The following is a 23,983-nucleotide window of genomic DNA, read 5'->3' as shown; positions in this document are numbered from 1 at the left end:
TTCAGCCCTGCCGCTGTTTGGAGCGCACGTCGAGGTAGACGGCAATCAGGATCACCAGCCCCTTCACGATCAGCTGATAGAAGTACGGCACCGAAAGCATGTTCATGCCGTTGTTCAGCACCCCGATGATCAGCGCGCCGATCAGCGTTCCGACCATCGTACCCACGCCGCCGGACAGGGAAGTCCCGCCCAGAACGGCCGCCGCGATGGCGTCCAGCTCATAGCTCATCCCGGCGTTGGTCTGGGCCGAGTAGAGGCGGGAGGACAGCAGGATCCCCGAGATGGCCGCCATCAGGCCCGAGATCATGAAGATGCGGATCTTCATGGCGTCGACATTGATCCCCGAATACAGCGCCGCCTCGCGGTTGCCGCCGGTCAGGTAGGTCTTGCGCCCGAAGGTGGTGTGCGCCAGAGCCACGTGGTTGACCACGAACAGCACCAGCACGACCCAGATGATGATCGGTACACCGAGGAAGCTGTTTGCCCCGATTGCGATCCACGTGGGGTCCATGTTCATCGCGGGCGCACCACCGGTGGGCAGGCTCACGAGGCCACGGAAGATGCTCATGGTGGCCACGGTCACGATGAAGGAGGGCAGCAGGAGCTTGGCGGTCATCACGCCGTTGAACAGCCCCATGGCCGCCCCCGCCGCCAGCGTCAGCATCAGCGCCGGGGCAAAGCCCCAGCCCAGCCCGATGATCTGCGCGCCGACCATGCCCGCCACGGCGATGATCGAACCCACCGACAGGTCGATCTCGCCCAGAAGGATGACCCATGTCATGCCAAATGCGGTGATGGCGATCACCGCGACCTGCTGAAAGATATTGGTGAAGTTGGCCACCGACAGGAACCGGTCGTTGGTCAGCGAGAAGAAGACGCACAGCGCCACCAGCGACAGCACGATGCCGGCATATTGGCGCATCATCGTGCGAAGGTAGGCCTGTCGGTTAGAGGTCATGTGCGCGGTTTCGGTCATTGGACGTGTCCCGTTGCAAAGGTCATCACCCTTTCGGGTGTCAGCGTGTCGCGCGGCGCGGTCTGGCTGACCCGGCCTTCGGACATGATCAGCACGCGGTCGGACAGCCCGAGCACCTCGGGCAGTTCCGACGACACCATGAGGATGGCGGTCCCCTCGGACGCGAGCTGGCGAATGATGCGGTAGATTTCGAACTTGGCGCCGACGTCGACGCCGCGCGTGGGCTCATCGAGGATCAGGATGCGCGGCCGGGTGGCCAGCCACTTGGCCAGAACGACCTTTTGCTGGTTGCCGCCCGACAGGGTGCCGGTGACGGTCTCGATGGAGTTGGTGCGGATGCCAAGTCGTTCGACCTCGGAGAGCGCCTCGCGCCGCTCGGCCCGGCTCCGTACGAAGCCGCGCACGGAAAAACGCGGCAGCGCAGCCATGGACACATTGGGCCTGAGCGCGTGCGAGAGCACCAGCCCCTGTTCCTTGCGGTTCTCGGTGACAAACCCGATGCCATGCTCGATGGCCTCGGCGGCCGAGCGGATGGTGACCGGCTCGCCGTCGATCTCGACGGTGCCGCGTGCCATACTGGTACCGAACAGAGCGTTCATGACCTCGGAGCGCCCCGAGCCGATGAGCCCGAAGAACCCGAGGATCTCGCCTTGCCGCACCTCGAAGGAGATATCTTCGAAAGCGCCGGTCTGGGTCAGACCCGTCACGCGCAGCGCAGGGGTCGCCTGCGTATCGGGAACGTCCCCGATGCGCGGTGGGTAGATCTCGGCCATTTCGCGCCCCACCATCATGGCGATCAGCGCGTCGATTGTGGTGTCTTCGCGTGCAACGGTGTCGACGTATTCCCCGTCACGTACAACCGTGATGTCGTCGGACAGGCGCATGATCTCTTCCATGCGGTGCGAGATGTAGATCACCGCCTTCCCGTGTGCCTTGAGACGTTCGATGATGCCGAACAGGATTTCGGCCTCGTTGTCGGACAGCGAGGACGTCGGCTCGTCGAAGATCACCACCTTTGCGTCGTGGCTAAGTCCCTTGGCGATCTCGACCAGTTGGCGCTGCGCGATGGACAGATCGCCCACCTGCGCGGTCACGTCGATCGGAAGCCCCAGCTCGTGGACCAGAGCGCGGGCCCGTGCGGTAACCTTGCGGTCTGAAATGAACCCCATGCGCGTCGGTTCACGGGTGGCGAGGATATTCGCCGCCACAGAGAGGTTGTTGCACAGGCTGAGTTCCTGAAAAACGATGGCCAGCCCGCGTGCAGCCGCCTCCTGCGGGGTGACGGGATAAAAGGGGGCGCCATCCAAAGTGATCTCGCCGGCAGAGGGTAGCTGCACACCCGCGAGGATCTTCATAAGCGTGGACTTCCCGGCGCCGTTTTCGCCGAGGATGGTATGCACGCGGCCCGCACGCACCGTCAGATCCATGTTGCTGAGCGCCACGACCGGTCCGAAGGTCTTGCGGACCCCGGTCATGTGCAGGACGATGTCGGCCTCGGCCATTCCGTCATCCTTTCCAGGGAATGTGGGTAAAGGGGCCACCCTGCCAAGCAGGGCAGCCCGATGTAGCGACGCGCAGGCCCTGGTCGTTGGCCCGTCGAACGCGACCCGAGACGCTGGTCCGAACGCGAGGTTCGGACAGACCGGGCCGATGCACTTACTGGCCCGTGTAGACGCCCGGCACGATCGGCTGCTCGGCCGGCACTTCGGCGCCCCCCATAAGTTCAAGCGCGGTGTCGACGGCCATCTTGCCCATCTGGTCGGGAAACTGCTGGACCACGCCGACCATGACGGGATCGCTGTCGACCGCGTTGCGCGCCTCTTCCATGCCGTCGAAGCCGATCACCTTGACCTGCTCCTGCAGGCCCGCCGATTTCACCGCTACGGCCGCGGCCAGCGCGGCGTCATCCCCAAAGCCGAAGATCCCGTCGATGTCGGGGTTGGCCTGCAGCATGTTCTGCGCGGCGGCCAAAGCCTCGGCGCGGGTGATGCCGGTCTGCTGGGCCACAATTTCAACGTCGGGGAAATCTTCGAGCCCCTTCCGGAAGCCGTCGATCCGCGCCACCACCGACTGCACCGTCGGGTAGTCGATGATCGCAACCTTGCCGGAGCCGCCAAGCTCTTCGGCCATCAGCTCGGCAGCTTTGACGCCACCGGCATAGTTGTCGGTGCCGATGTAGGAGGCGACATCGACGTCTTGCGCGGGCACGTCGACGGTGATGACCTTGATGCCGGCAGCCTTGGCCTTCATGATCGCTGGCAGCGCGCCTTGGCTGTCGACAGGCGAGATCACCAGGACGTCGACGCCTTTGACGATGAAATCCTCGACATCGGCGAGCTGCTTGGAGAGGTCCTGGTTGGCGATCGAAATCTCGAGCGGCACATCCTTTGCCTCGGCCTCGGCTTCCATCGCCTTGGCGATCTCGATGTAGAAGGGGTGCTGCTGCGTCAGCAGCGATGCGCCAATGCCATCGGCCCAGGCACCGCCCGCGGCAAGCATGAGCGTGGCGGATGCGAGAATTGTCGTGGTCAATTTCTTCATAAGGCTGTCCTCCCTTTGATGCTGCTTCGGTGCGACGCCCCGGCAATCGGCCAGCAGGTTCCTCCAAAGCATATACTCAAGTAAGGTAAAAGTTTCGTCATGTAAACAAACTTGGGCGCGTGGCGTAATGTCTCGCGAGGTGATGTGAACCGCGCCGGGTCTGCCGGATGCGCCAACCCTTGAGTAGGCTGGAGCCATCATGAGCAAGACAACGAACAAATTCTCCCCCTGAGGCCCGCGAGCGTGCGGTCCGCGTGGTCCCCGACAATCCGGGTCAGCATGGATCACGCTGGCAGGCGATCGCCTCGGTGGCCGCGAACACCTTGAACAGTCGGGTCAAGAAGGCCGAGGTGGACAGCGGGCAGCGCGCTTGAGTGGGAGATCCGCGATCTGCGCCAGGGTGAGGAGGGTCAGGAAAACGTCTGGGGGGGCGTTTCCCCGACGAACGAGATCCACCGCGTGTTCGCCGGGAACTGTCAGGTCTACGGTGTCCGCAGGGTCTGGCGGCAGTTCGGACGCGAAGGGATCGCTGTCGCGCGCAGCACGGTGGCCAGGCTGATGAAAGACATGGGTCTTCAGGGCATCATTCGCGGCAAGCCACATCGCACGACGGTGCCGGACAAGAGGGGGCCATGTCCACTCGACAAGGTAAATCGGCAGTTCCGCGTGCCCGCGCCCAACATGCTGTGGGGTTGCCCATTGTGGCGCCATCGGTCCGAGCGCAATGGGCGACGACTTAACCTACGTGGCCACTTGGAAAGGCTTCGCTTATGTCGCTTTCGTCATCGACGCTTACGCCAGACGGATTGTGGGCTGGCGGGTAAGCAAGTTGGCCCATGCGGGGTTCGTTCTCGATGCGCTGGAGCAGGCTGTCCATGAGCGCCGGCCGGCGAGGGGCATGGGACTTGTCCGTCGCCCGGATCGCGGATTTCAATACCTGTCCATCAAGTATTCCGAGCGTCTGCGCGAGCCCGGTCTCGAGCCATCTGTCGACGCCATCGTCACGCGGACCGATGGCGTTGCTCGGCGGCCGTCGGAGACCGCTATGAGTTCAAGCCGGTCCGATTCCGGGGGATCGTTCGAAGGCGCAGAACGCTTTCGCAGAGACCATCAAAGGCCTGTTCAAGTTGGAAGTTATCCATCGCCGCGGCCCTTGGCGCAGTTTCATGGCCGTCGAATACGCGACGCTCGAATGGGTCGGCTGTTTCAATACCCGCCGCCTGCTCTGGCCCATCGGGAACATCCCGCCCGCCGAAGCCGAAGAAGGATACTAAGCAGCTTTGGAAGCCGATGCCGTCGCTGCGCAAACAGCGAAAAACAGCCTCCGGCAGACCCGGCGCGGTTCAAACCTTTGATCCTACAGTGGGACATCAACCAATCGGTACGAGCATTCAGCAGCCGTCAGACGGCAGCTCTGTCCGCATTGCTGTCCTTTCGACACCGCGCAGCGCCACCGGAGCCCGTGTTCGGATCGCCGGGCCGATGGCAGGCGGAAAGAAGAAATGAAAGATCGTCAGCTGCGCCAGAGCGAAGCAGAGGCGCGGCTGTCCTTTGGATCAGCGATCGCGACGCCCGCGATCACCGTATCACTGAAAAAACTCTCTATCGACTGCAGGGAAGCATCGACGCGAAGAGGCCAAAGAGGCCTTTCGCGGTGAGGTGGACCGACTATAGAGCGTCTCTATGCAGCGCAATCGCTATCACCATCTGGGCTGGTTTCATGGCATCGAACTTTTTGAAGCCTCATTCAGCAATCAGACTTTCGCCCGCCACTCTCATGAAGGCTTTGCCATCGGTGCGATCAAAGAGGGCGCGGGCGGATACCAATGCCGGGGTGAAAGCATGGTGCTGCCCGCCGGGTCGCTGTCGCTTATGAACCCCGATGAACCCCATACCGGCCGCGCAGCTGCAGGTCGTGTGCGATACAATATGCTCTATGCTTCGGAGACGGCGGCGCGCGCGGTGCTCGGTCTGCGTGACTTGCGGGGCTTTGCCGAGATCGCTCCGCTGGATCGAGGGTTGAGGCTGACGAGGGCGCTGGCGCGGTTGTCGCGGTGCCTCAATAATCCGACAGAATATGCTGGCCGACTGGAGGCTGAAGAGGCTGTGCATGCGGTACTGGCACAGGCTTTCGCCCATTACGGCGGTGCCGAATTGCGGCAGTCGGGTCGCGAACCCGCCGCCATTCGCACCCTGCTGGAGCGGATCGAGGCCGGCGTCGCGGAGGGCGAGAGCCTGAGCCTGTCCGATCTGGCCGAGCAGGTTGGATTAAATCCGTCCTACCTGATCCGCAGCACCACCCGGGCCACGGGCCTGACACCGCATGGCCATGTGCTGCGGGCGCGCGTCGATCTGGCGCGTCGCCTGCTGCTGGACGGCACGCCTGCCGCCGAGGCAGCCATTGCTGCCGGGTTCTGCGATCAGGCGCATCTGATCCGGCAGTTCCGTCGCCATTACGGTGTGACGCCGGGCGCTCTGATCCGGCACTGAAGGTCAATTTCGTCCAATCCTACCAGGCAACCAGTGTGACATGGCAGGTCCCGAAAAGGATAAAGCCATGTCACAGAAACCCGTTCTCATCTTGGACGAAACCCTGCCCACCGGCCTAAAGGCCAATTTCGCCGCCGTCCTGGGCATGAGCCTGGGGCAACTGCGCCCCGAGCTGGTCGGTGCCAACACCACCACGAAAGACGGTCAGGTGCTGGGCGGGATCACGAGGGTTGCGCTCCCGGTGCTCGGTGCCTCGGCGGCCGACCTGCCGAGGCTGTTTGCCGCTGCATCTGACCTTCCGGTGCGGCTGGCTTACATGCGCGCGGCCTTCGAGGCCCGCGACTATGCGGATTATTCCGCGCGCATCGCTGCTGCGCCGCTGGCGGATCACGCGCCGCTGGCAATCCTGCTGGACGGGCCTCGAAAGGCTGTAGACCGGATCTGCGGTAGCCTTCCGTTGTTGCGCTGATGCCGTCTCTGGAGACGCTGTTGGCCATGTGCGGCTTTGCGCTGGCGTCCTCGGCGACGCCGGGGCCGGTCAATATCATCGGCGCAATGACGGGTGCGACGCATGGAGCGCCGCGGGCTCTGCGCTTCGTAAGCGGTGCGACCGCCAGCTTCCTCGCGCTGCTTGTGATTGTCGGAAGCGGGATGCTGATCGGAGCCGAGTGGGTCTTGGCGTTCGCATGGCCGATGACCCTTGCTGGTTCTGCCTATCTTTTGTGGATGGCATGCGGGCTGCTTCGTGGCGGTGGCGGACACCCTGCGGACAGTGACGCCAGGGTTCCCGGCTTCTGGTCCGGGGTCGTGGTGCAGGGGCTTAACCCGAAAGCCTGGCTTGCGGTGTTCTCATCAATCTCGACCTTCGTGCTGCCACTGGAGGACCGCTTCACCGGAATGGCCGTTTTCACCATCCTGTTTGGTGCGATCTGCTGGTTCTCCCTGGCAGCTTGGGCATGGGGCGGATCTCGGATCGGCCAAAGCCAGATGCGAGTGTTCAACGGCATCATGGCGCTGATCCTCGCTTTGTCGGTGGCGTGGATGCTGGTGCAAGCCGTGCCCTAACTGTCCGCTTTGTCCGCGCTGCGGACATCGGTCGGTCGGACAATGCTGCGCGATGCAAGAAGGGCCGGCACAGGGAAGCCGCGCTGCAGCGGAGACCAGTCTGCAGGGTGACGGCAATGGGCCGTGAAGTGCTTTCCGTGAGGCGTTGCGCGCTTGCTGCGTTGCGGCAAGTACCTTGGCCAGTTTGCGGAGGTTCTGGACGAAGGCCGCGAGGAGAATTCTTCATCTGCGCCGCAAGGGCCGCGTCTCGGCCTCCCATGACGCATGGGGGCGATAGGGGGCGTCCGCTTGAAGCCGGGCCAGATCAAACGCTGGACATTGCAGGCCTAAACCGATGGCGATCCGCGATATCGGGGCCGGGCATTGTCGATGCGCCACGCGGGCATTCGCGTCCGGCCGCGCCGGCGCTTCCAGAGCCTCTGTCGCGGGCCGCATGGATGGACATCATCGAGGTACAATCGCAAACTCTGCCGACCCGAACCGAAAGGCCCCGCCCATGTCGTCGACAGATCCTGCCACGCTGGCGCGTACTTTCATTGCCGATGAAGGCAAAGACACGAAGCCAAAATTCTGGACGATGAACCACAATCGTATCAGGCCGATCGCGACAAAACTCGCGCGGGTTCTCGAGTCGGATGAGCGCATCGCGTTCTATCGACTTTACCTTCGACGCACCCATATCGCGCCCGCGGTGGCTCAGGGCGAGATCCCCCTGCTGATCGAAGGATACAGGCAGCTGGTGCCCCACATGACCGGTCCCGGTCCACTGCCTTTTCCAAGACTGGTGGGACTTTATCTTTTCGGCTTCGACGCGGAAGGCGCCTTGCCCGCGGGTGGCCTGGATAGCGCGAAAGAGTTGAAGGCCCGACTCAAGACCCTGACCCAGTGCGGCAGATACATCAACCTTCCCGCGCAACGCGCGAAGCTTGAGAGGTTCCGCTCTTTCACACCCGAGGCGCCTCGCCTGCTCGAGGTGCTGCGCCACGCCGATTACCTGGGCCTGCCCGCCCCCGAGGGCGAAAGCTTCAAACTGACCGACCTGACATTCTGGGCCATGATGCTGATTGTCGCCCTCGCGCCTGAAACCCGGACAGGGCTCTGCCGCGATCTCTCGGACGTACCACCGGACACGCCTCGGCAGCGGGACTTTCTGGCGATCCTGCACAGTACGCTTGAGGCGGTGATGGGCGATATCGGCCCCGAAGACAGCACCTGCCGGGCACTCTTCGACAAGCTGGCTGCCCAGCAGGCGGCCCAGGAGGAGGCGGGCGAGGCGATGGCTCTGGCCCGTGAGCTCGGGCTCGACATCGCCGAAAGCAGGGACTGGGACATCGTGGTGCGCCTGCCTGAGAAGGATAGTGGGCACGACTGGTTCAACCCCCTCAGCCTGAGCCTTGAGATAAATCCCTCCCACCGCCCCGAATGGAGGGTGCAGCTTCGGCATTCCACCAAGGTCAGCTACTCCCATTTCCCCGGGAAGACCGGCTTGGGAAAGGACGGGATTCCGCCGATTGACGGGCTCAGGTCGTTCCCGTCCTGGCTCCGCCGCCTGTCGGACGTGCATGGCTTGGTCTACGACACCGACGCCATGGATGTTTATTGCGGGCGCAAACAGGCGGACAAGAAGCGGATCAGCGACTGGGTGCTCTCCGGTGGCGCGTCATCAAGTCCCGGCTGACGCAAGCCCGAAGATCAACGGATAGGGGGGCATTTGCAGGAGAGTGTGAAATCTTACGCCAAGCCGGGGCGGCCACTCGAACATCGTGCAGCAGGCGGCCGAAAGGAGCCCTTCTACACTCTCAGCTTTCGTCAATAATGCTTGCGATCATTCCGTCCTCGATACGAAAAGCCGAAGCTCCAGAGAAAACAAGTTCCTGCCCAGCTTTCCATCCATTGGGTAGATCCTTGGCTACGACCGCAGAATAATCGACTTCGATCAGCGTCGTGTCGACGACTGTCACCGTGTTCGTGACAGTCTGACGTCGCCTTTCGAACGCTGATGCACCAAATTCTGCCATTTCGCGAAAGGTTTCCCTGCCAGCTGCTTCAGCCGTGATTTGACCATCAGCAATGTTCTGGAAGACGACTTTGTCAGATAGACACGCCATCATGCCATCCACGTCCTTGCGGTTATAGGCGTCGATGTAGGTTTCGATCACGTCCGGCAGCGACGTCATACCGTTGGTGCTCCTTCGCGTCGTCCTTGGCCGTACGCCTATGAACCCGCGCGATGGCATTTGAACGACAGCTTCGTCCGCACAGCAGGCATCCGCAGCCGATCACCGCGTCATGGGGTCAGAGTTGCCAACCGGTTTACTGCATCTGTCTGGCGCGCCGTTCGAAACGGCGCGCCGGGATGACCTCAGACGAACATGTTCTGATCGATCTCGAGGCCGTTCGCCTCACAATACTTGGTATAATGCTCAATGAACCAGAACACGTCGGCCGTGAACTCGAAGTTGGCATTGTCGTCGTAGAAGTCGATCGGCCCGTTCAGCCAGAACATCGCCTTCATGCCGTTGGGGTCGTCGGAATAAAGCGTATGGGCTGCGCCGGGCAGCTCGTAGACGAAATCGCCAGGCTTCGAAATCCAGTCGTATTCGTAATAGCCCCACGACCCTTCGAGCGTGATCGCGCTGACGACGCCGTGGTGCTTGTGGGTGCCGATGCGCCCGCCACCCTTGACCCACAGGATATTGGCGGCGGTATTCGTGCGAACATCGAACGAGAAATGCTTGATTGCGGCAAATTCTCCGAACGGAACCCAAGGGTTGCGATCGTCGCCGGGGATATATCCGCCTTCGCGCCCGTAACGGTCGATCATCGCCTGATGAGGTTCGGGTGGCAGTTGGGTGATCTTCTTCTCGACGTTCATGGTGCCTCTCTCCCTTATGTGCGTAACACAGGTCGAAACTATGCCTGCCGCGCCGCCGGCAGGTCAAAAACCGTCCGCCGCAAGTTCAGGGGAAACCTGGATTTTCCTTTTGTGTCAGGTGGCTAGCGAGACAGCCGCGTCGGTCACGATATTTGCCGCCATGATGTTTTGAGAAATTCGCATTCTCAAATGGTCAATCTCTTTCTGTATCAACCTTCAGTCGGTAGGCCAGTTGCGCACGGGTGAGGCCCAGGCGGCGGGCCGCGGCGGCCAGGTTTCCGGACTCCTGTGCAAGGGCCGCATCCCGGATGCGGCGTTCGAGCGCGCCAAGATCAAGGGTGCCATGGGCCAGCGCGTCGTCGATCCAGGCGGCCAAGCGCGGATCGGTACCGGGATCGGGGTTGGGCCGGGCAAGGGTCGAGATCGCCGTCTCGACGTCGCATCCCGTAAGGGCGTGCAGTCGGAGGATGCCGGTGATCTGCGACAGGCCGGTGACCCGAGGGGCCGTGGCCAGCGTGGCGATGGCGTCGGGCGCGATGGGGCGTGAGATCCGGGATGCGACTGCGGTCGCCAGTCCGGTCACCACATCGATCCGGTTGCTTGCGTCCCGCTGGGTAAACGCCGGCATCGCGACCACCCCGACGGCCATGAGGTTGAGAAATTCCGACGAGATTCGCCAGTCGGTTCGCAATCTGTCGGCGGACAGGGTCGTCACGCCATGGAACGGCACGTGGCCCCGGGCGAGGAGTGTCTGAACCTCGGGCCGGCAACGTTCCGGCCCGTCGATCAGAAGCGGCCCAGGGCCCGCGGCCGCGTCACCCTGCACCGCCTCGGGCGTCAGGTCCGCGCCGTCCCACCAGACAAGGCTTGTCGATGCACCGGTCTGCACTGCCGCTTCCAGCACCTGCCGGCGTCCGCTGTCCGGCGGGCCGGACAGGAGGCAGGGCAATCCCGCGCTAAGTCGTAGGGTCAGAGCCTCGCGAACCGGCTCCGCTATCGGATCGGATGGCGAGGACGGGGTGGAACGGGTGTCGCCCGCGGCGGCTTTTGACGGCTCGCGCGCGAGGACGCGATCGCGGAACCGAACCACGGCCGGGTCGTCCGGTTTCCATTCTTCGAGTGGCTTGCCGACAACCCTGCAATGGGGTTTGCCTTGGGCAATGCAGGACTTTTCCTGATAGAGGATCGGCTTGCCGAAGAAGGCGGTGGCATACCCCGAGGCATAGCCCACAAGGGTCCAGCAGCACGGCGCCGAGCTGCGCAGCCCGTCCCTGGCGATCTGTTCGGCCTCGACGCTGTCGTGCCAGATGAACTCGCCCGAAAACCGCTTGGTCTTGAAGTCGAAGTCGTTATGCACCGTTTCAACCCGGACGGTCCCGGTGAAGGTATGCAGGCGCGTGCCGGCCGTGAAGGCGTCGCCTATGTTCAGGTTAGGCCAGTTCTCGCGCACGAATAGCGCGTCTGACCGGCCGGTCAGGTAGCCTTGCCGCATCAGGAATACGCGCGTTTCCTCTTCGCCGAGGGTCGCCCGCAGTTCGCGGCGCATGACATGGCCCACATTGGCACGCTGCATGATGATCCGGGCGCCGTTGAGCTCGATAATGCCCTTGAGTGGATTGAAATCCACGAGCGACAGAAGCTCCCGCACCGAGGGGTTTCCCCCGCGCTCGGTGAAGGGTTCGCTTTGGACGGGAAGCTTCACGTGGACCTCTTTTTACCAAATAGCGCACGAAAGTGATCATATGATGTACTCATCAAGCATAGGATGTGACTGCAAGCGAGGCAAACCCTCAATAAATTCGTTAGTTTCCAGGTTCTTGCGCCACTTTGGACGGGTCGAGGCGCAGAACCCCGTTTGACAGGAAACGGATGCGTGTCGCTAAGCTTGCAGTGTCGGCCCGCCCTTGGGGAGAGCGATAGGGCGGCCGGCAGGGAGGGTGCTGTTCCAGCACGACAAGTGAAACGACAAGACTGCCCCGGGGCACGGCGATTTGCTGCATCCACGGGTCGGCGGAGGACATGCATGGCCGATCTGAAGAAGATGTTCGACGTGGCCGGGAAATCGGTCATCGTCACCGGTGGGGCAAGCGGGATCGGCCGCGGATACGCCGAGGTCCTGGCCGAGCATGGGGCCCGCGTGTGCATCCTCGACGTCGATTCCGCGGGGATCGACAGAACGGTGAAGGAGATCGGCGGCCAGACCTGGGGGCAGGTCGCCGACGTCACGGACCGGCCCGGGCTGGCGGCGGCCTTCGACACGGTGATGGAGCGGCACGGCGCGATCGACGTCGTCTTCGCCAATGCCGGGATCGACGCAGGCCCCGGGTTCCTGGACCCCGAGGGCCATCGCAACCCCGACGGACAGATCGAGAATTTCGGCGACGACAGATGGGACCGGGTGGTCGAGGTCAACCTGACCGGCGTCTACAACACGTTGAAACTGGCGGCGATCCACATGAAGGCCGCGCAGGGTGGGCGGATCGTGGTCACCTCGTCGGTGGCGTCCCAGATCAACGAGGCGATCGTGGGGGTGCCCTACATGGCCGCCAAGGCGGGGGTCGATCACTTCGTGCGCAACATGGCGATGGAGCTGGGGGCCTTCGGCATCCTGGTCAATTGCATCAACCCGGGCCCCTTCATGACCAACATCGCCGGGGGGCGCCTCAACAATCCCGAGGATCGTGCCGCGTTCGAGGCGCAGTCGCTCATCGGGCGGATCGGCACCCTCGAGGATATCAAGGGACTGGCGCTCTATCTGGCCTCGCCCTGCTCGTCCTACGTGACCGGCGCGCAGATCAACATCGACGGAGGATCGCGGCTTCGGATCAGCTGACCGGCCGCTTCGGACAGGGACCCGCGCGGGCATCGAGGAGGGGTGCGCGCCCGGGTTTGAAACGGGGCAGACGCCCCAGTGGGAGGAGGACGAAAAATGACCAAGACCAGACGCAACGACGGACGCTGGACCGCATCGCGCCGCGCGGTGCTGGCAGGATTCGGCGCCGGGGTGGCAAGCTTCACTCTGCCCGGCGCGCTGCGGGCGCAATCGGCGGGCACGATCAGGATCGGTTTCCTGACGCCCCTGACCGGGCCGCTCGCGCTCTTCGGCGCGACCGACGAGTTCACCGTCGCCCGCGTGCAGGAGCGGCTGGCCGACGGGCTGGAGGTCAACGGTCAGCGCTATGACGTCGAGATCATCGTGCGCGACAGCCAGTCCGACCCGAACCGGTCGGCCGAGGTCGCCGCCGACCTGATCCTGAACGAAGGGGTGCACCTGCTGATCCCGGCGACCACCACCGACACGATCAACCCCGCCGCCGACCAGGCCGAGCTGTTCGAATGCCCGTGCCTGTCCACCGGCGCGCCCTGGCAGGCGATCATCTTCCCGCGCGGCGGCGGCGACCAGCCGTTCAACTGGACCTATCACTTCTTCTGGGGGCTCGACGAGGCGCTCAACACCTTCGTCGGGCTCTGGGACAGCATCGAGACCAACAAGAAGGTCGGCATGCTGTTTCCGCAGAACGCCGATGGCGAAACCTGGGGCAACATGGAGTACGGCCTGCCGGCACCGACGATGGAAGCGGGCTACGAGGTTGTGCTGCCGGGGTTCTTCCAGCCACGGACCAACGACTTCACGGCGCAGATCGCGCAGTTCAAGTCCGAGGGCGTTGATATCGTCGGCGGCATCACCTACGTCGACGACCTCAAGACCTTCGTGAACCAGGCCAAGCAGCAGGGGTTCGAGCCGAAGGCGATCACCGTGGCCGCGGCATTGCTGTTCCCCTCGGGGATAGAGGCGATGGGCGATCTGGGCGACGGCATGTCGTCCGAGGTCTGGTGGACCCCGGCGTTCGAGTTCGAAAGCACGATGACCGGCGAGACCAGCCGCGACGTGGCCGACGCGTGGGAGGCCGAGACCGGCCAGCAATGGACCCAGCCCCTGGGCTACAGCCATGCGATCTGGGAAATCGCGCTCGACACGCTCAAGCGGTCCTCCGATCCGCTCGACCGGGCCGCGATCCGCGACGCGCTGGCGGCCACCGACATGACCACGCTGGTCGGGCCGGTGAACTTTTCGACCGGGCCGCACCCGAACGTTTCGACCACCGCGATCTTCGGCGGGCAGTGGGTCAAGGGAGAGGACTATCCGTTCGACCTCAAGATCGTCGACAACAGTGTGAACGCGCTGTTCGAGCCCGAGGCCGAGATGAAGCTGCTCGACTGGTCGAACTGAGATGAGTGAGGCGCCAAACAGGTCCGCCGCGCCGATGTTGGCGGCCGAAGGACTGGGCAAGTCCTTCGGTGCCAACCGCGTCCTGCACGACCTGGATTTCTCCGTCGATGCGGGCGAAGTCCTGGGCGTGCTGGGCCCGAACGGCGCGGGCAAGACGACGCTCTTCAACCTGATCTCGGGCGACCATGCGCCCACGGCAGGCACAATGCGGTTCAACGGCAATGTGCTGAACGCCGATCCGCCCTATCGGCGGGCGCAGATGGGGATCGGGCGGACCTACCAGATCCCCATGCCCTTCGCCAAGATGACCACCTTCGAGAACCTGCTTGTCTCGGCCGCCTTCGCCGGGCGCAGCCGCGAGGGCGAGACATACGCGCGCTGCGCTGCCGTGCTGCGCGATTGCGACCTGATCCAGCATGCCAATACCGAAGCGGGCAAGCTGACCCTGCTGAACCGCAAGCGGCTGGAGCTGGCCCGCGCCCTTGCACCGGGGCCCAGGTTGCTGCTGCTCGACGAGATCGCGGGCGGGCTGACCAACGAGGAAAGCCGCGAGCTGGTGGAGCTGATCCGACGGGTGCGCGACCGCGGGGTCACCATCGTGTGGATCGAACACGTGCTGCACGCCGTCATGTCGGTCGCCTCGCGCATGATTGTGCTGAACTTCGGCGAACTCATCGCCGAAGGGCCACCCCGCGCGGTGATGGACGACCCCGAGGTGCAACGAGTTTACATGGGGATCGACGCATGACGCCTATCCTGTCCACCAAGGGCCTGACGGCCTTCTACGGCGATTTCCAGGCTCTTTTCGGAGTCGATGTCGAGATTGCCCCCGGCGAGACCGTGGCGCTGATCGGGGCCAATGGTGCTGGCAAGTCCACCTTCCTGCGCTCGATCATGGGCCTTATCCGCGTGAAGCCCGAGATGATCCAGCTCGATGGCAGGCCCGTGGGCGGCGAGCCGCCGCACAGGATCGTGTCGGGCGGCGTGGCCATCGTGCCCGAGGGTCGGCGCCTGTTCGCGGGCATGACGGTCGAGGAAAACCTGCGCGTCGCCATCGACAACGCCTCGGGCCGCGACGGGACATGGACGCTGGACCGGGTGTTTTCACTGTTCCCGATCCTCAAGGAGAAACGGCGCGAGCCGGCCCAGCGCCTGTCGGGCGGCCAGCAACAGATGGTCTCCATCGGGCGGGCGCTTCTGAACCAGCCGCGCCTTTTGCTGTGCGACGAGATCTCTCTCGGCCTCGCCCCGCGCGTGATCCGCGAAATCTACGAAATCATGCCGGAGATCTCCGAAGCGGGAACGGCGGTGGTGCTGGTCGAACAGGATGTGAGCCTGGCGAAGCAGGCGTCCGACCGGCTCTATTGCATGCTGGAGGGACGGATCACCCTGACCGGTCGCTCCGGCGAGATCAGCCGCGACCAGATCGCGGCCGCGTATTTCGGAGGTAGCGATGCAGTGGCTTGACGGTTTGATCCAGGGGGTGCTGCTGGGCGGGCTCTACGCGCAATACGCGCTTGGCATGGCGCTGATGTTCGGCGTGATGCGGATCGTCAACCTGACCCACGGCGATCTGATGATCCTGCTGGCGCTGATCGGCATATCCCTGTCCTCGGCGTTGGGTATTGGTCCGTGGATGGTTCTGGTCCTGCTCGTGCCGCTCGCCGCCGCCATCGGCTGGCTGCTGCAGCGTGCCGTGCTCAACAAGGTGGTCAGCGAAGATCCGTTGCCCTCGCTCATCGCGACCTTCGGCCTGTCGGTGGCCTTGCAGAACGCCATGCTGCAGGTCTGGTCCGCCGACACACGCTCGCTGCCGGGCGGGGGCATCGAACAGGCCAGCTGGCAGATCGGATCGATCTATATCGGCGTGCTGCCGGTCATCGTGCTGGTCGCTGCCATCTGTCTGACCGGCGGCCTGTCGCAACTCATGTCCCATACGCGGTTCGGGCGCGCTCTTCGCGCCTCGGCCGCCGATGTGGAGGCTGCGGCCATGACCGGCGTGAACCCCAAGACGGTCTATGCCCTGGCCACGGCCATAGCCGTGGGCGTGCTGGGCTTTGCCGCCGTGTTCCAGGGATTGCGGTCGACCGTCGCGCCAGCGGATGGGGCGGCACAGCTGATCTATGCTTTCGAGGCCGTCATCATCGGCGGCATGGGGTCGGTCTGGGGGGCGTTTCTGGGGGCGATGGTCCTGGGGATCAGCCAGTCCATCGGATTCCGTATCGACCCCGGCTTCGGCATCCTTGCCGGTCACCTCGTCTTCCTTCTGGTCCTCGCGGTGCGGCCACAGGGCATCTTCGGAAGGAATTGAACCCATGTCACAGACCCAACCCCTCTCCGAGCCCGCCGTCACGGTCCGCACCCAGACGGCTTCGGGCATCGTCGCCATGGTCATCGGTGCGGGCCTGATCGCGACCCTCCTCAGCCTGCCGTTCTGGGCAGAGCAAGGGACCATCCGCTCAGTGGTAGAGTTGTGCTGCTACATCGCCATCGCGCAGATGTGGAACCTGCTGGCGGGTTACGCGGGGCTCGTCTCGGTCGGCCAGCAGGCGTTCAGCGGCGTGGCGGCCTATGTCACCTTCATCCTGGCACAGAACTTCGGCATCAATCCCTACATCGCCATCGTCCTCAGCCTGGCCGCCCCCGCTATCCTCGCGGTCCCCGTCTACGGCCTGCTGCACCGGCTCGACGGGCCATATTTCGCCATCGGCACATGGGTCGTGGCCGAGGTCGTGCGGCTGATCACCACGAATGTCGGCTACGTCAACGCCGGTGCCGGGATGAGCCTGCGTGTCATGACCCAGTTCAGCGCCCAGGAACGCGCCATCGGCATCTGCATTCTGTGTGCGCTGATGCTGATCGCGACCGTGGGCGGCAGCTACTGGCTCCTGCGATCGCGCTATGGCCTGGCGCTGACGGCGATGCGCGACAATCCCGTCTCGGCGGCGAGCCAGGGGGTGAATGTCGGTCGGCTGCGCTTCCTGATCTTCGTCGCCGCCGCGGTGGGGACCGGGCTGGCGGGGTCGATCTACTTCTCGTCGCAACTCAGGATCACGCCGCCCGCGGCCTATGGCGCGGAATGGGCCTCGATCGCGATCTTCATCGTGATGATCGGCGGAATCGGCTCCATCGAGGGCGTGCTGATCGGTGCGATGATTTTCTACTTCGCCGACCAGTGGTTTGGCGAATACGGGGCCACCTACCTGGTCGTCCTGGGCGTGCTGACGCTGTTCGTGGCGCTCTACCTGCGCGGCGGGCTATGGGGGGTCCTGACCCGCGTGGTCGATGCGCCCTGGTTTCCAACGCGAAGGAGGCTGATCGAATGAGCGTCAAGGCGATCATTTTCGCGGGGGCTGACCGTCCCCTGGTGGTGGGTGAGGCCCCGCGGCGCAACCTCGCCTCCGACGAGGTCCGGCTCGACATCGCGGCCTGCGGGATCTGCGGCTCGGACCTGCACATGGCCCATGCGCCCGAAACCTTCGGGATCACAGAAGGGTCGGTCCTGGGGCACGAATTCGCAGGCACCATCCGCGAACTGGGGAGTGAGGTCACCGAGTTCGCCGTCGGCGACCGGGTCGCCGTCGCGCCGCTCCGGGGCTGCGGAGATTGCCCTAGCTGCAGGGCCGGGCAGCCGGCGTGGTGTGCGCAGATGGCGCTTCAGGGTGGGGGCTATGCCGAAAGCACGGTCGCGGCCGCGCGGCAGTGCCGCTTTGTGCCATCGGGCGTGGCGCTGGAAGATGCCGCCCTGGCCGAGCCCACGGCCGTCGCCCTGCATGCGGTGATGCGCCGTCCGCTGCGACCGGGCGCCCGCGTCCTCGTCCTCGGGGCCGGGCCCATCGGCCTGCTGGTGGCATTCTGGGCTCGCCGACTGGGCGCAGCCGAGGTCGTGGTCGCCGACATCGCACCGCATCAGAAGGACCGTGCCCTGGCCATGGGCGCCACCCGGTTCGAGCTGTCGGACGACGCCCTGGCGGCACGTCTTGAGCAGGATGGCGGCCTACCGGAGGTGGTCTACGAATGCGTCGGACGGAAGGGGCTGATCGATCGGGCCGTGGCGCTGGTCGCAACGCAGGGGACTGTCGTCGGCGTCGGGCTCTGCGTCGAGCGCGACAGCTTCGATGGCTTTGCCGCCTTGCACAAGGAGGCCACGATCACGATGTCCGCCTTCTTCGACATGGCCGAATTCGAGATGGCGCTCGACGCTCTCTCGACCGAGACAGGTCCGCGCCCGCAGCTTCTGGTCACAGACCGGGTGCCCCTCGATGCGACGCCGGACGCCTTCGCGGCCCTCTACGCAAAGACGACGGCCTGCAAGACCATGGTCTGCCCCGGGGTAGCGTCATCATCCTGATCTCACGCGAAGCTGGATGCTTCGGGGCCGCCGCGTTGTTGACGGTCTAACGACGATGCTGCCGCCGGGGCCTGCGTCACGCGGGGTCCGCATCTGTTCCCGGGCGGCAGAGTTCTGGTGGGCCGGGCTTGGTAATCCGTTCTTTACACTGAAAAAGGACGCCGAGCCGACGTCCGCAGAATTCGAACCACGCCCCACGGGTCGACACGTTTGTCATGGAAGACGCTCCTTAAGCGGAGGGTTCTGTGGCCCTTTGCCGCCTCTCCGGTGGTCAGCGAACTGGCTGCTCCCGACACCCCGTGCAGAACTTCGGGGGTTTCGGCACCTTTTTGCGGGGCAAGGGGATGGCTGATGGTAGGGCAGGACCCTGTTGCGCAAATCGGGTGATGGTCGAGGTTTCCCTTTGCCCGGACATACTCATTCCATGGCTTCCGTGACGGGTATGCCGAGCGCGGTGTATCCCTTCAGGACAGCGATGCGGACCCGGAGTTCAGCGACAATGCCGGCCCTAGCTGAAACGCCTAGCCGAACGGGCGTTCCAGGGCGGTAACACTGTCGAGGACCTGCGCGACCTGGCCATCGGGACCGCGCGCGTCGCGCGGGTGGTCCGCGATCTCGATCACGTTCCAGTCGAACAGCGCCAGAGCATCAGCTACGTCCTGCGCCTTGGGGAGCTGTATCTCCGGATCGCTCCAGGCCCAGGGGGCGAGGCTTCCGTGCCCTGCGATCAAAAGGAGACCCCCTGGTGCAACGAGGGTAGCCGCGGCACGGAGCAGGGCGGTACGATCGAATTCCAATGGCGTATGGGTGAACATCGAAAGAACCAGATCGAACGGGCCGTCAGGCAGCGTCGTGGAAAGGTCGTGACGCAAGCAGGTGACCTGCCTTCCGACCCCGGCCGTCTCGGCGCTGCGTCGAACCGTATCGAGGGCTGTCTGCGATACATCGACGGCAACCACCTGCCATCCGTTCCTGGCAAGCCAAATCGCATCATCGCCACGCCCGCAGCCAAGGTCCACGGCGCGGCCGGCCGGACGCCCAGCAACGAGGCGTTCGAGTGCTGCGGAGGGGGTTCCACTGCTCGGCCGGGTCATCCCGGACCAATGGCGATCCCAGAAGCTTTCCGCGGTGTCGGTATCGAGTATGGTCGGCTTCACGTGGTTTTCCTTCCGTGTTGGCGCAGGCTGTCGAGGCCAAGGAGCGCGAAGAGGATCATTGGATAAAGACAGGCGGCAATCATGGCAGGGAGGGGAGCACTCCTCGCCGAAAGGCCGAAGTAGATGCCAGCGACAATCGCGATACCCAGTGCCGCTCCGATCTGCTGAAACGCCTGCAACGCACCCGAAGCAGCGCCGGATTCTGCCGGAGCGGCCGTCGCCATCACGGACTGGAACAAGGCCACTACAACCGTTCCCATCCCGAGTCCGCAGGCAAGGAGCGGGACAGTAAGGTGCAACGGCGCAATGCCGGCTCCGATTTGCAACAGCACCAGAGCAGTCAGCACCATGCCCGCCACGAGGAGCCCTGCGCCAATCCCGATCCTTCTAGGCAACGGCCAACCGCCCAAGCGCGATGCGTTCATCGAGGCTGCCATGACCCGCACCGGAAAGGCTGCCGTGGAAAGCCCGCTTTGGAGAGGCGTCAAGCCGAGGATCGATTGCAAGTAGACCGTCAGCACGAGGAAGAAGCCGGGAATGCCGGAAAACACGAACACGACCCGGCAAAGGCCCTGCAGGAAGGACGCATTTCGCAAAAGAATGGTGGGGATCAGGGCTGTCCGGCCGCGACGGCCCCGCCGCAGCATGTGGCCCACGGTCAATCCCGCCAGCGGCAAGGACGCAACAAGCAAAACGATGCTCGGCCATGGCCAGCCCATCGCGCGCCCCTCGACCAGGGGCAGGACAAGGCAGACAGTCGTCAGCGCGAAAAGCGTCGTGCCGGTCCAATCCACCGCTCGCGACACGCCTCGTTCTCTTGGCACCGTGAACATCGAGCCTATGACGGCCACAATCCCCAAGGGCACGTTCACCATGAAGATGGCGCGCCAGTCCAAGCCCCAAGGATCGAGCGCAATTAGCCCACCCCCAAGCACCGGTCCGGCAACCGATGCAAGGCTGGAAACCGCCGCAAACAGGCCGAAGACACGGGTCTTCTCCTCTTGCGGGAAGGTCACGTTCAAGATGGCCAGCACTTGTGGCACCATCACCGCCGCTGACAGCCCCTGCGCCAGACGTGCGCCGATCAACATGGTGATGCTCAAAGCCCCTGCGCATGCAGCGGACGCGAGGGTGAAACCGACCATCCCCAAGATGAAGAGATGCTTGCGCCCGCAACTGTCCCCGAACCGGCCCATGGGCAGCAGCCCCGCCGCCAGCGCCAGCACGTAGATAGCCGCCACCCATTCCAGCTGTGTCGGCGTGGCCGCCAGGTCAGACTGAATGCGCGGCAAGGCGACGGTAACAATGGTTACGTCGAGGAGATTGATGAAACTGCCAAGGCAGAGGAACCCCATGGCAAGCCATCGGGCCCGCGGAGTGGGCACGGTCATGTCTGAACTCTGGTGCTTGGATCGAATCTTTCGTAACACATTATGGCACTTGATTGGCGGGCGGACAACTCCCGTATCATAGGAAGTATCGTGAGGGGTATCAGGTGAACCGACAACCGCCCTTCATGTGCTTCTGCACATGGTCGACATGGACCGCCCGGTTGCGTCCGAAGAGATCTCCGTGATGCTGGGAGCCAACGCCACCGCTGTGCGCCGCACCGTTGCATACCTGCGGGAGGCGGGGCAGCTCACTTCCACCAAGGGGCAAGGCGGCGCCGGTTTCAGGCATGACCGACGGCTTCGTGCCGTGAGCGACGGCCGCGGCGGGCTGCCGGGCGCCCGAACCGCTGCGTCGGCGCAGGTCGCCTTCGAGCCCGTCCTGACCTATCGACAGGCCGCGGCGAGCGACCGCTCTTCTGGTCAGCCACGGCGTGACTTGGGCCGTGGACAATCTTGGGCAGTAGTTTCGCCGGCTACAGCCCAAGGCTGCGTCTGGAGGCGGGTGAAGGACAGAAGCTGTCGTCTTCGCGGAATGGGCTCTTCAGCGAAGCCTATGGAGCTCCAAGCAGGACCGAAATATCGTCGGCTGCAGCCTTGAGAGCCGCGCCGAGCGTTTCGGTACCGGCCGACTTCGCCTCCGTACGGGTGACCGACAGGGCCAGTCCGGCGCGCACCTGGCCGCTATGGTCGTGTACCGTTGAGCCGAGGCAAATCATGCCTTCCCGGGTTTCGCCGTCATCGATCGAGTAGCCGCGCTCGTCCTGGCCTTGCATGCTGTCGCGAAGCGCCGAGATGCCCCTTACGCTGAACCGGGTCAGTGGCGGCGGGAACTCAGGTTCGAAGAGCGCGTGGAGTTCTTCATCAGAGAGCATGCCAAGCAAGGCCTTGCCGGTCGCGGTGAAGGGCGCGGGAAGCCGCATTCCGACCTGGAATTCGACGCCGAGCGGCTGACTGGCGCGGGAACATGCGATGTAGACCACGTCCCGTCCGTCGCGCACCGTCATGGTGATCGTGTAGCCCGCCAGACGCTGCGCATTCTCGACCCGGCTGGCGAAATAGCGATTGAAGGCCCCGGCCAGATCCGACCGGGCGATGAAGTCGCGGCTCCAGGCAAGGGGACGAGGGCCCGTCTGAATCGCTCCATGCGCGTCGCGATAGATCAGCTCGAGCTCTTCCATGGCAGCGAGAAGCCCATGAAGCGTGCTTTTCGGGATCCCGAGTTCGCGCGCAAGGGCGACCGCCGTAACCTCGCCCGAAGCCCTTGAAATGCAATCCATAACCGCAACGGCGCGCCGCAGGGCCGGAACGCTTGTTCCCCCTGTGATCCGCGGTTCTCCGCCTTTCGGTTTTGCTGCTTCGCTTGACGGCATAAGTACGATCCAGATAATCAATATAGCGAATCAGGTTCTATATATTGAACCATACAGCGCATGGGGGAGGATGCAACGTTGAAATTGACGGATCCTGAGTTGTTGCGGAGCGAATGCTGGCTGGCCTCTGGCTGGGCCGGCGCCGAGCAGAGTTTTGCGGTGACGGACCCTGCCACCGGTCTCGAGATCGCCCGGGTGCCGCGGATGGGCGCCGCACAGACCGAACGCGCAATCGCCGATGCCGACGCGGCTTTCCCAGCCTGGGCGGCAAAGACCGCGAAGGAACGTGCGCAAATCCTGCGCCGCTGGTTCGATCTGATGACAGAGAATGCCGACGATCTCGCCGTGCTGATGACGGCCGAACAGGGCAAGCCGCTGGCCGAAGCCAAGGGCGAGGCGCTATATGCGGCCTCGTTCGTCGAGTGGTTCTCCGAAGAGGCCAAGCGCGTTTACGGCGAGACGATCCCGTCCCCGATTGCAGGCAACCGCCTGATGGTGCTTCGCCAGCCCATCGGTGTCACTGCGGCGATCACGCCTTGGAACTTCCCGGCAGCAATGATCACCCGAAAGGCGGCCCCGGCGCTTGCCGCGGGCTGCGTCATGATCGTCAAGCCGGCCGAGCAGACGCCGCTCACGGCGCTGGCCCTTGCGCGACTGGCCGAGATGGCCGGGATTCCGGCCGGCGTCTTCCAGGTCATCACCGGGGATGCACGCGAGATCGGTGGCGTTCTCACCAAATCCGACCTGGTGCGTAAGCTGAGCTTTACCGGCTCGACCGAGGTCGGGCGCATCCTGATGGAGCAGTCGGCGCCGACGATCAAGAAACTCTCCCTGGAGCTTGGGGGCAACGCGCCCTTCATCGTCTTTGATGACGCCGACCTTGACGCGGCCGTCGAGGGCGCGGTCATCGCCAAGTATCGCAATGCCGGCCAGACCTGTGTCTGCGCCAACCGGATCTACGTTCAGTCCGGCGTCTACGATGCGTTTGCCGAAAAGCTCTCGGCCCGTGTCGCACAGCTTAAGGTCGGGGCGGGGACCCAGGCGGGCGTTACCATCGGCCCGCTTATCGACGACGACGCGCTGGCCAAGGTCGAAACGCATGTCGAGGATGCTCTGGCCCAGGGCGCGAAGGTAAAGCTGGGCGGCAAACGCTCGCACGAAGGCGCGACCTTCTACGAACCGACGATTCTGACCGGGGTGACGCAATCCATGCGGGTCGCTCGGGAAGAGACCTTTGGTCCCGTCGCCCCCTTGTTCCGCTTCGAGACCGAAGATGAGGTCGTGGCCATGGCCAATGATACCGAGTTCGGCCTCGCCGCGTACTTCTACACCACCGATGCAGCGCGTGTCTGGCGTGTGTCGGAATCGCTGGAATACGGGATGGTCGGCCACAATACTGGCCTGATTTCCAACGAGGTCGCGCCCTTTGGGGGGATCAAGCAATCGGGGCTTGGCCGCGAAGGATCGCATCACGGGATCGAGGAGTACCTCGAACTCAAATATCTTTGCTCGGCCGTGGGCTGAGCGCAGGAGGAG

Annotated in this window: 21 protein-coding genes and 2 pseudogenes; 14 read left to right on the top strand and 9 right to left on the bottom strand. The window is 64.1% G+C overall.

Going from position 1 to position 23,983, the window contains the following annotated elements; genetic code table 11:
• Nucleotide 1: 1 nt before the first annotated feature.
• From EKE94_RS09600 to EKE94_RS09590, 3 genes are all read right to left on the bottom strand, one after another.
• Entirely contained in the window at nucleotides 2-976 is a 975-nt protein-coding gene (locus tag EKE94_RS09600; protein ID WP_206615052.1) for an ABC transporter permease, read from the bottom strand.
• A complete protein-coding gene (locus EKE94_RS09595) occupies nucleotides 973-2,478 on the bottom strand; it encodes a sugar ABC transporter ATP-binding protein (protein WP_127906403.1) in 1,506 nt (501 codons plus the stop codon). The genes EKE94_RS09600 and EKE94_RS09595 overlap by 4 nt, the downstream gene beginning before the upstream one ends.
• Before the next feature lie 154 nt (nucleotides 2,479-2,632).
• Complete coding sequence (locus EKE94_RS09590; protein WP_127906402.1) at nucleotides 2,633-3,517, bottom strand: substrate-binding domain-containing protein; 885 nt, start codon at nucleotides 3,515-3,517, stop codon at nucleotides 2,633-2,635.
• Nucleotides 3,518-3,716: 199 nt separating this feature from the next.
• On the opposite strand from EKE94_RS09590, the pseudogene EKE94_RS09585 reads away from it, so the two are divergent.
• The 5 genes and pseudogenes from EKE94_RS09585 to EKE94_RS09565 all read left to right on the top strand — a co-directional run bounded on the left by EKE94_RS09585 (nucleotide 3,717) and on the right by EKE94_RS09565 (nucleotide 8,750).
• A pseudogene (locus EKE94_RS09585) lies at nucleotides 3,717-4,791 on the top strand (IS3 family transposase).
• Between the two features lie 409 nt (nucleotides 4,792-5,200).
• Complete coding sequence (locus tag EKE94_RS09580; protein WP_127906401.1) at nucleotides 5,201-6,007, top strand: AraC family transcriptional regulator; 807 nt, start codon at nucleotides 5,201-5,203, stop codon at nucleotides 6,005-6,007.
• A gap of 67 nt (nucleotides 6,008-6,074) precedes the next feature.
• Nucleotides 6,075-6,476, top strand: coding sequence for a DUF2000 domain-containing protein (locus EKE94_RS09575; protein ID WP_127906400.1), 402 nt, complete (start codon nucleotides 6,075-6,077; stop codon nucleotides 6,474-6,476).
• Entirely contained in the window at nucleotides 6,476-7,072 is a 597-nt protein-coding gene (locus EKE94_RS09570) for a LysE family translocator (RefSeq protein ID WP_127906399.1), read from the top strand. The genes EKE94_RS09575 and EKE94_RS09570 overlap by 1 nt, the downstream gene beginning before the upstream one ends.
• Before the next feature lie 496 nt (nucleotides 7,073-7,568).
• Nucleotides 7,569-8,750 (top strand): hypothetical protein, encoded by a 1,182-nt coding sequence (locus EKE94_RS09565; RefSeq protein WP_127906398.1) that lies wholly within the window; start codon nucleotides 7,569-7,571, stop codon nucleotides 8,748-8,750.
• A 121-nt stretch (nucleotides 8,751-8,871) separates the two neighbouring features.
• On the opposite strand, the gene EKE94_RS09560 is transcribed toward EKE94_RS09565, so the two are convergent.
• The 3 genes from EKE94_RS09560 to EKE94_RS09550 form a co-directional block, all read right to left on the bottom strand.
• Nucleotides 8,872-9,249 carry a nuclear transport factor 2 family protein gene (locus EKE94_RS09560; protein ID WP_164870877.1) on the bottom strand — a complete coding sequence of 126 codons (378 nt, stop codon included), beginning with the start codon at nucleotides 9,247-9,249 and terminating at the stop codon, nucleotides 8,872-8,874.
• 185 nt (nucleotides 9,250-9,434) lie between these two features.
• Nucleotides 9,435-9,947, bottom strand: coding sequence for a 2,4'-dihydroxyacetophenone dioxygenase family protein (locus tag EKE94_RS09555; RefSeq protein WP_127906396.1), 513 nt, complete (start codon nucleotides 9,945-9,947; stop codon nucleotides 9,435-9,437).
• Between the two features lie 193 nt (nucleotides 9,948-10,140).
• On the bottom strand, nucleotides 10,141-11,595 hold the full coding sequence (locus tag EKE94_RS09550) for a XylR N-terminal domain-containing protein (RefSeq protein ID WP_164870876.1): 1,455 nt from the start codon (nucleotides 11,593-11,595) through the stop codon (nucleotides 10,141-10,143).
• 375 nt (nucleotides 11,596-11,970) lie between these two features.
• On the opposite strand from EKE94_RS09550, the gene EKE94_RS09545 reads away from it, so the two are divergent.
• From EKE94_RS09545 to EKE94_RS09515, 7 genes are all read left to right on the top strand, one after another.
• A complete protein-coding gene (locus EKE94_RS09545; RefSeq protein ID WP_127906394.1) occupies nucleotides 11,971-12,780 on the top strand; it encodes an SDR family NAD(P)-dependent oxidoreductase in 810 nt (269 codons plus the stop codon).
• A gap of 96 nt (nucleotides 12,781-12,876) precedes the next feature.
• Entirely contained in the window at nucleotides 12,877-14,178 is a 1,302-nt protein-coding gene (locus EKE94_RS09540; RefSeq protein ID WP_127906393.1) for an ABC transporter substrate-binding protein, read from the top strand.
• Between the two features lie 34 nt (nucleotides 14,179-14,212).
• The gene (locus EKE94_RS09535; protein ID WP_127906392.1) at nucleotides 14,213-14,926 is read left to right on the top strand and encodes an ABC transporter ATP-binding protein; all 714 of its coding nucleotides are present in this window, start codon (nucleotides 14,213-14,215) and stop codon (nucleotides 14,924-14,926) included.
• A complete protein-coding gene (locus EKE94_RS09530; protein ID WP_127906391.1) occupies nucleotides 14,923-15,645 on the top strand; it encodes an ABC transporter ATP-binding protein in 723 nt (240 codons plus the stop codon). Before EKE94_RS09535 ends, EKE94_RS09530 begins: the two co-directional genes overlap by 4 nt.
• Nucleotides 15,632-16,489, top strand: a complete 858-nt coding sequence (locus EKE94_RS09525) for a branched-chain amino acid ABC transporter permease (RefSeq protein WP_127906390.1) — start codon at nucleotides 15,632-15,634, stop codon at nucleotides 16,487-16,489. The genes EKE94_RS09530 and EKE94_RS09525 overlap by 14 nt, the downstream gene beginning before the upstream one ends.
• 4 nt (nucleotides 16,490-16,493) lie before the next feature.
• Nucleotides 16,494-17,504, top strand: coding sequence for a branched-chain amino acid ABC transporter permease (locus EKE94_RS09520; RefSeq protein WP_127906389.1), 1,011 nt, complete (start codon nucleotides 16,494-16,496; stop codon nucleotides 17,502-17,504).
• The gene (locus EKE94_RS09515; RefSeq protein WP_127906388.1) at nucleotides 17,501-18,529 is read left to right on the top strand and encodes a zinc-dependent alcohol dehydrogenase; all 1,029 of its coding nucleotides are present in this window, start codon (nucleotides 17,501-17,503) and stop codon (nucleotides 18,527-18,529) included. Before EKE94_RS09520 ends, EKE94_RS09515 begins: the two co-directional genes overlap by 4 nt.
• A 521-nt stretch (nucleotides 18,530-19,050) precedes the next feature.
• Here the strand turns inward: EKE94_RS09515 and EKE94_RS09510 are convergent.
• Both EKE94_RS09510 and EKE94_RS09505 read right to left on the bottom strand, forming a co-directional pair.
• Nucleotides 19,051-19,686, bottom strand: a complete 636-nt coding sequence (locus EKE94_RS09510) for an SAM-dependent methyltransferase (protein WP_127906387.1) — start codon at nucleotides 19,684-19,686, stop codon at nucleotides 19,051-19,053.
• A complete protein-coding gene (locus EKE94_RS09505; protein ID WP_235855969.1) occupies nucleotides 19,683-21,077 on the bottom strand; it encodes an MFS transporter in 1,395 nt (464 codons plus the stop codon). The genes EKE94_RS09510 and EKE94_RS09505 overlap by 4 nt, the downstream gene beginning before the upstream one ends.
• A 124-nt stretch (nucleotides 21,078-21,201) precedes the next feature.
• On the opposite strand from EKE94_RS09505, the pseudogene EKE94_RS09500 reads away from it, so the two are divergent.
• Nucleotides 21,202-21,675: pseudogene (locus EKE94_RS09500) on the top strand (hypothetical protein); the annotation flags it as partial.
• On the opposite strand, the gene EKE94_RS09495 reads toward EKE94_RS09500, so the two are convergent.
• A complete protein-coding gene (locus tag EKE94_RS09495) occupies nucleotides 21,629-22,447 on the bottom strand; it encodes an IclR family transcriptional regulator (protein ID WP_127906875.1) in 819 nt (272 codons plus the stop codon). The pseudogene EKE94_RS09500 and the gene EKE94_RS09495 sit on opposite strands and share 47 nt — an antisense overlap.
• 60 nt (nucleotides 22,448-22,507) lie before the next feature.
• On the opposite strand from EKE94_RS09495, the gene EKE94_RS09490 reads away from it, so the two are divergent.
• Entirely contained in the window at nucleotides 22,508-23,971 is a 1,464-nt protein-coding gene (locus EKE94_RS09490; RefSeq protein WP_127906385.1) for an NAD-dependent succinate-semialdehyde dehydrogenase, read from the top strand.
• Nucleotides 23,972-23,983: the final 12 nt, after the last annotated feature.

It is taken from the genome of Mesobaculum littorinae (assembly GCF_004011175.1).
Taxonomy (GTDB): Bacteria; Pseudomonadota; Alphaproteobacteria; order Rhodobacterales; family Rhodobacteraceae; genus Tranquillimonas; species Tranquillimonas littorinae.
Note: the sequence above shows the minus strand (reverse complement) of the source record. Positions and strands in the feature narration are given on the sequence as shown.

What these genes read in the sequence shown, in the direction of transcription:
- EKE94_RS09520 (WP_127906389.1), top strand. Translation starts at nt 16,494, where the DNA reads ATGTCACAGACCCAACCCCTCTCCGAGCCCGCCGTCACGGTCCGCACC.
- EKE94_RS09495 (WP_127906875.1), bottom strand. Translation starts at nt 22,447, where the DNA reads ATGCCGTCAAGCGAAGCAGCAAAACCGAAAGGCGGAGAACCGCGGATC.
- EKE94_RS09590 (WP_127906402.1), bottom strand. Translation starts at nt 3,517, where the DNA reads ATGAAGAAATTGACCACGACAATTCTCGCATCCGCCACGCTCATGCTT.
- EKE94_RS09535 (WP_127906392.1), top strand. Translation starts at nt 14,213, where the DNA reads ATGTTGGCGGCCGAAGGACTGGGCAAGTCCTTCGGTGCCAACCGCGTC.
- EKE94_RS09530 (WP_127906391.1), top strand. Translation starts at nt 14,923, where the DNA reads ATGACGCCTATCCTGTCCACCAAGGGCCTGACGGCCTTCTACGGCGAT.
- EKE94_RS09580 (WP_127906401.1), top strand. Translation starts at nt 5,201, where the DNA reads ATGCAGCGCAATCGCTATCACCATCTGGGCTGGTTTCATGGCATCGAA.
- EKE94_RS09505 (WP_235855969.1), bottom strand. Translation starts at nt 21,077, where the DNA reads ATGACCGTGCCCACTCCGCGGGCCCGATGGCTTGCCATGGGGTTCCTC.
- EKE94_RS09555 (WP_127906396.1), bottom strand. Translation starts at nt 9,947, where the DNA reads ATGAACGTCGAGAAGAAGATCACCCAACTGCCACCCGAACCTCATCAG.
- EKE94_RS09575 (WP_127906400.1), top strand. Translation starts at nt 6,075, where the DNA reads ATGTCACAGAAACCCGTTCTCATCTTGGACGAAACCCTGCCCACCGGC.
- EKE94_RS09515 (WP_127906388.1), top strand. Translation starts at nt 17,501, where the DNA reads ATGAGCGTCAAGGCGATCATTTTCGCGGGGGCTGACCGTCCCCTGGTG.
- EKE94_RS09565 (WP_127906398.1), top strand. Translation starts at nt 7,569, where the DNA reads ATGTCGTCGACAGATCCTGCCACGCTGGCGCGTACTTTCATTGCCGAT.
- EKE94_RS09545 (WP_127906394.1), top strand. Translation starts at nt 11,971, where the DNA reads ATGGCCGATCTGAAGAAGATGTTCGACGTGGCCGGGAAATCGGTCATC.
- EKE94_RS09600 (WP_206615052.1), bottom strand. Translation starts at nt 976, where the DNA reads ATGACCGAAACCGCGCACATGACCTCTAACCGACAGGCCTACCTTCGC.
- EKE94_RS09540 (WP_127906393.1), top strand. Translation starts at nt 12,877, where the DNA reads ATGACCAAGACCAGACGCAACGACGGACGCTGGACCGCATCGCGCCGC.
- EKE94_RS09490 (WP_127906385.1), top strand. Translation starts at nt 22,508, where the DNA reads ATGGGGGAGGATGCAACGTTGAAATTGACGGATCCTGAGTTGTTGCGG.
- EKE94_RS09595 (WP_127906403.1), bottom strand. Translation starts at nt 2,478, where the DNA reads ATGGCCGAGGCCGACATCGTCCTGCACATGACCGGGGTCCGCAAGACC.
- EKE94_RS09570 (WP_127906399.1), top strand. Translation starts at nt 6,476, where the DNA reads ATGCCGTCTCTGGAGACGCTGTTGGCCATGTGCGGCTTTGCGCTGGCG.
- EKE94_RS09560 (WP_164870877.1), bottom strand. Translation starts at nt 9,249, where the DNA reads ATGACGTCGCTGCCGGACGTGATCGAAACCTACATCGACGCCTATAAC.
- EKE94_RS09525 (WP_127906390.1), top strand. Translation starts at nt 15,632, where the DNA reads ATGCAGTGGCTTGACGGTTTGATCCAGGGGGTGCTGCTGGGCGGGCTC.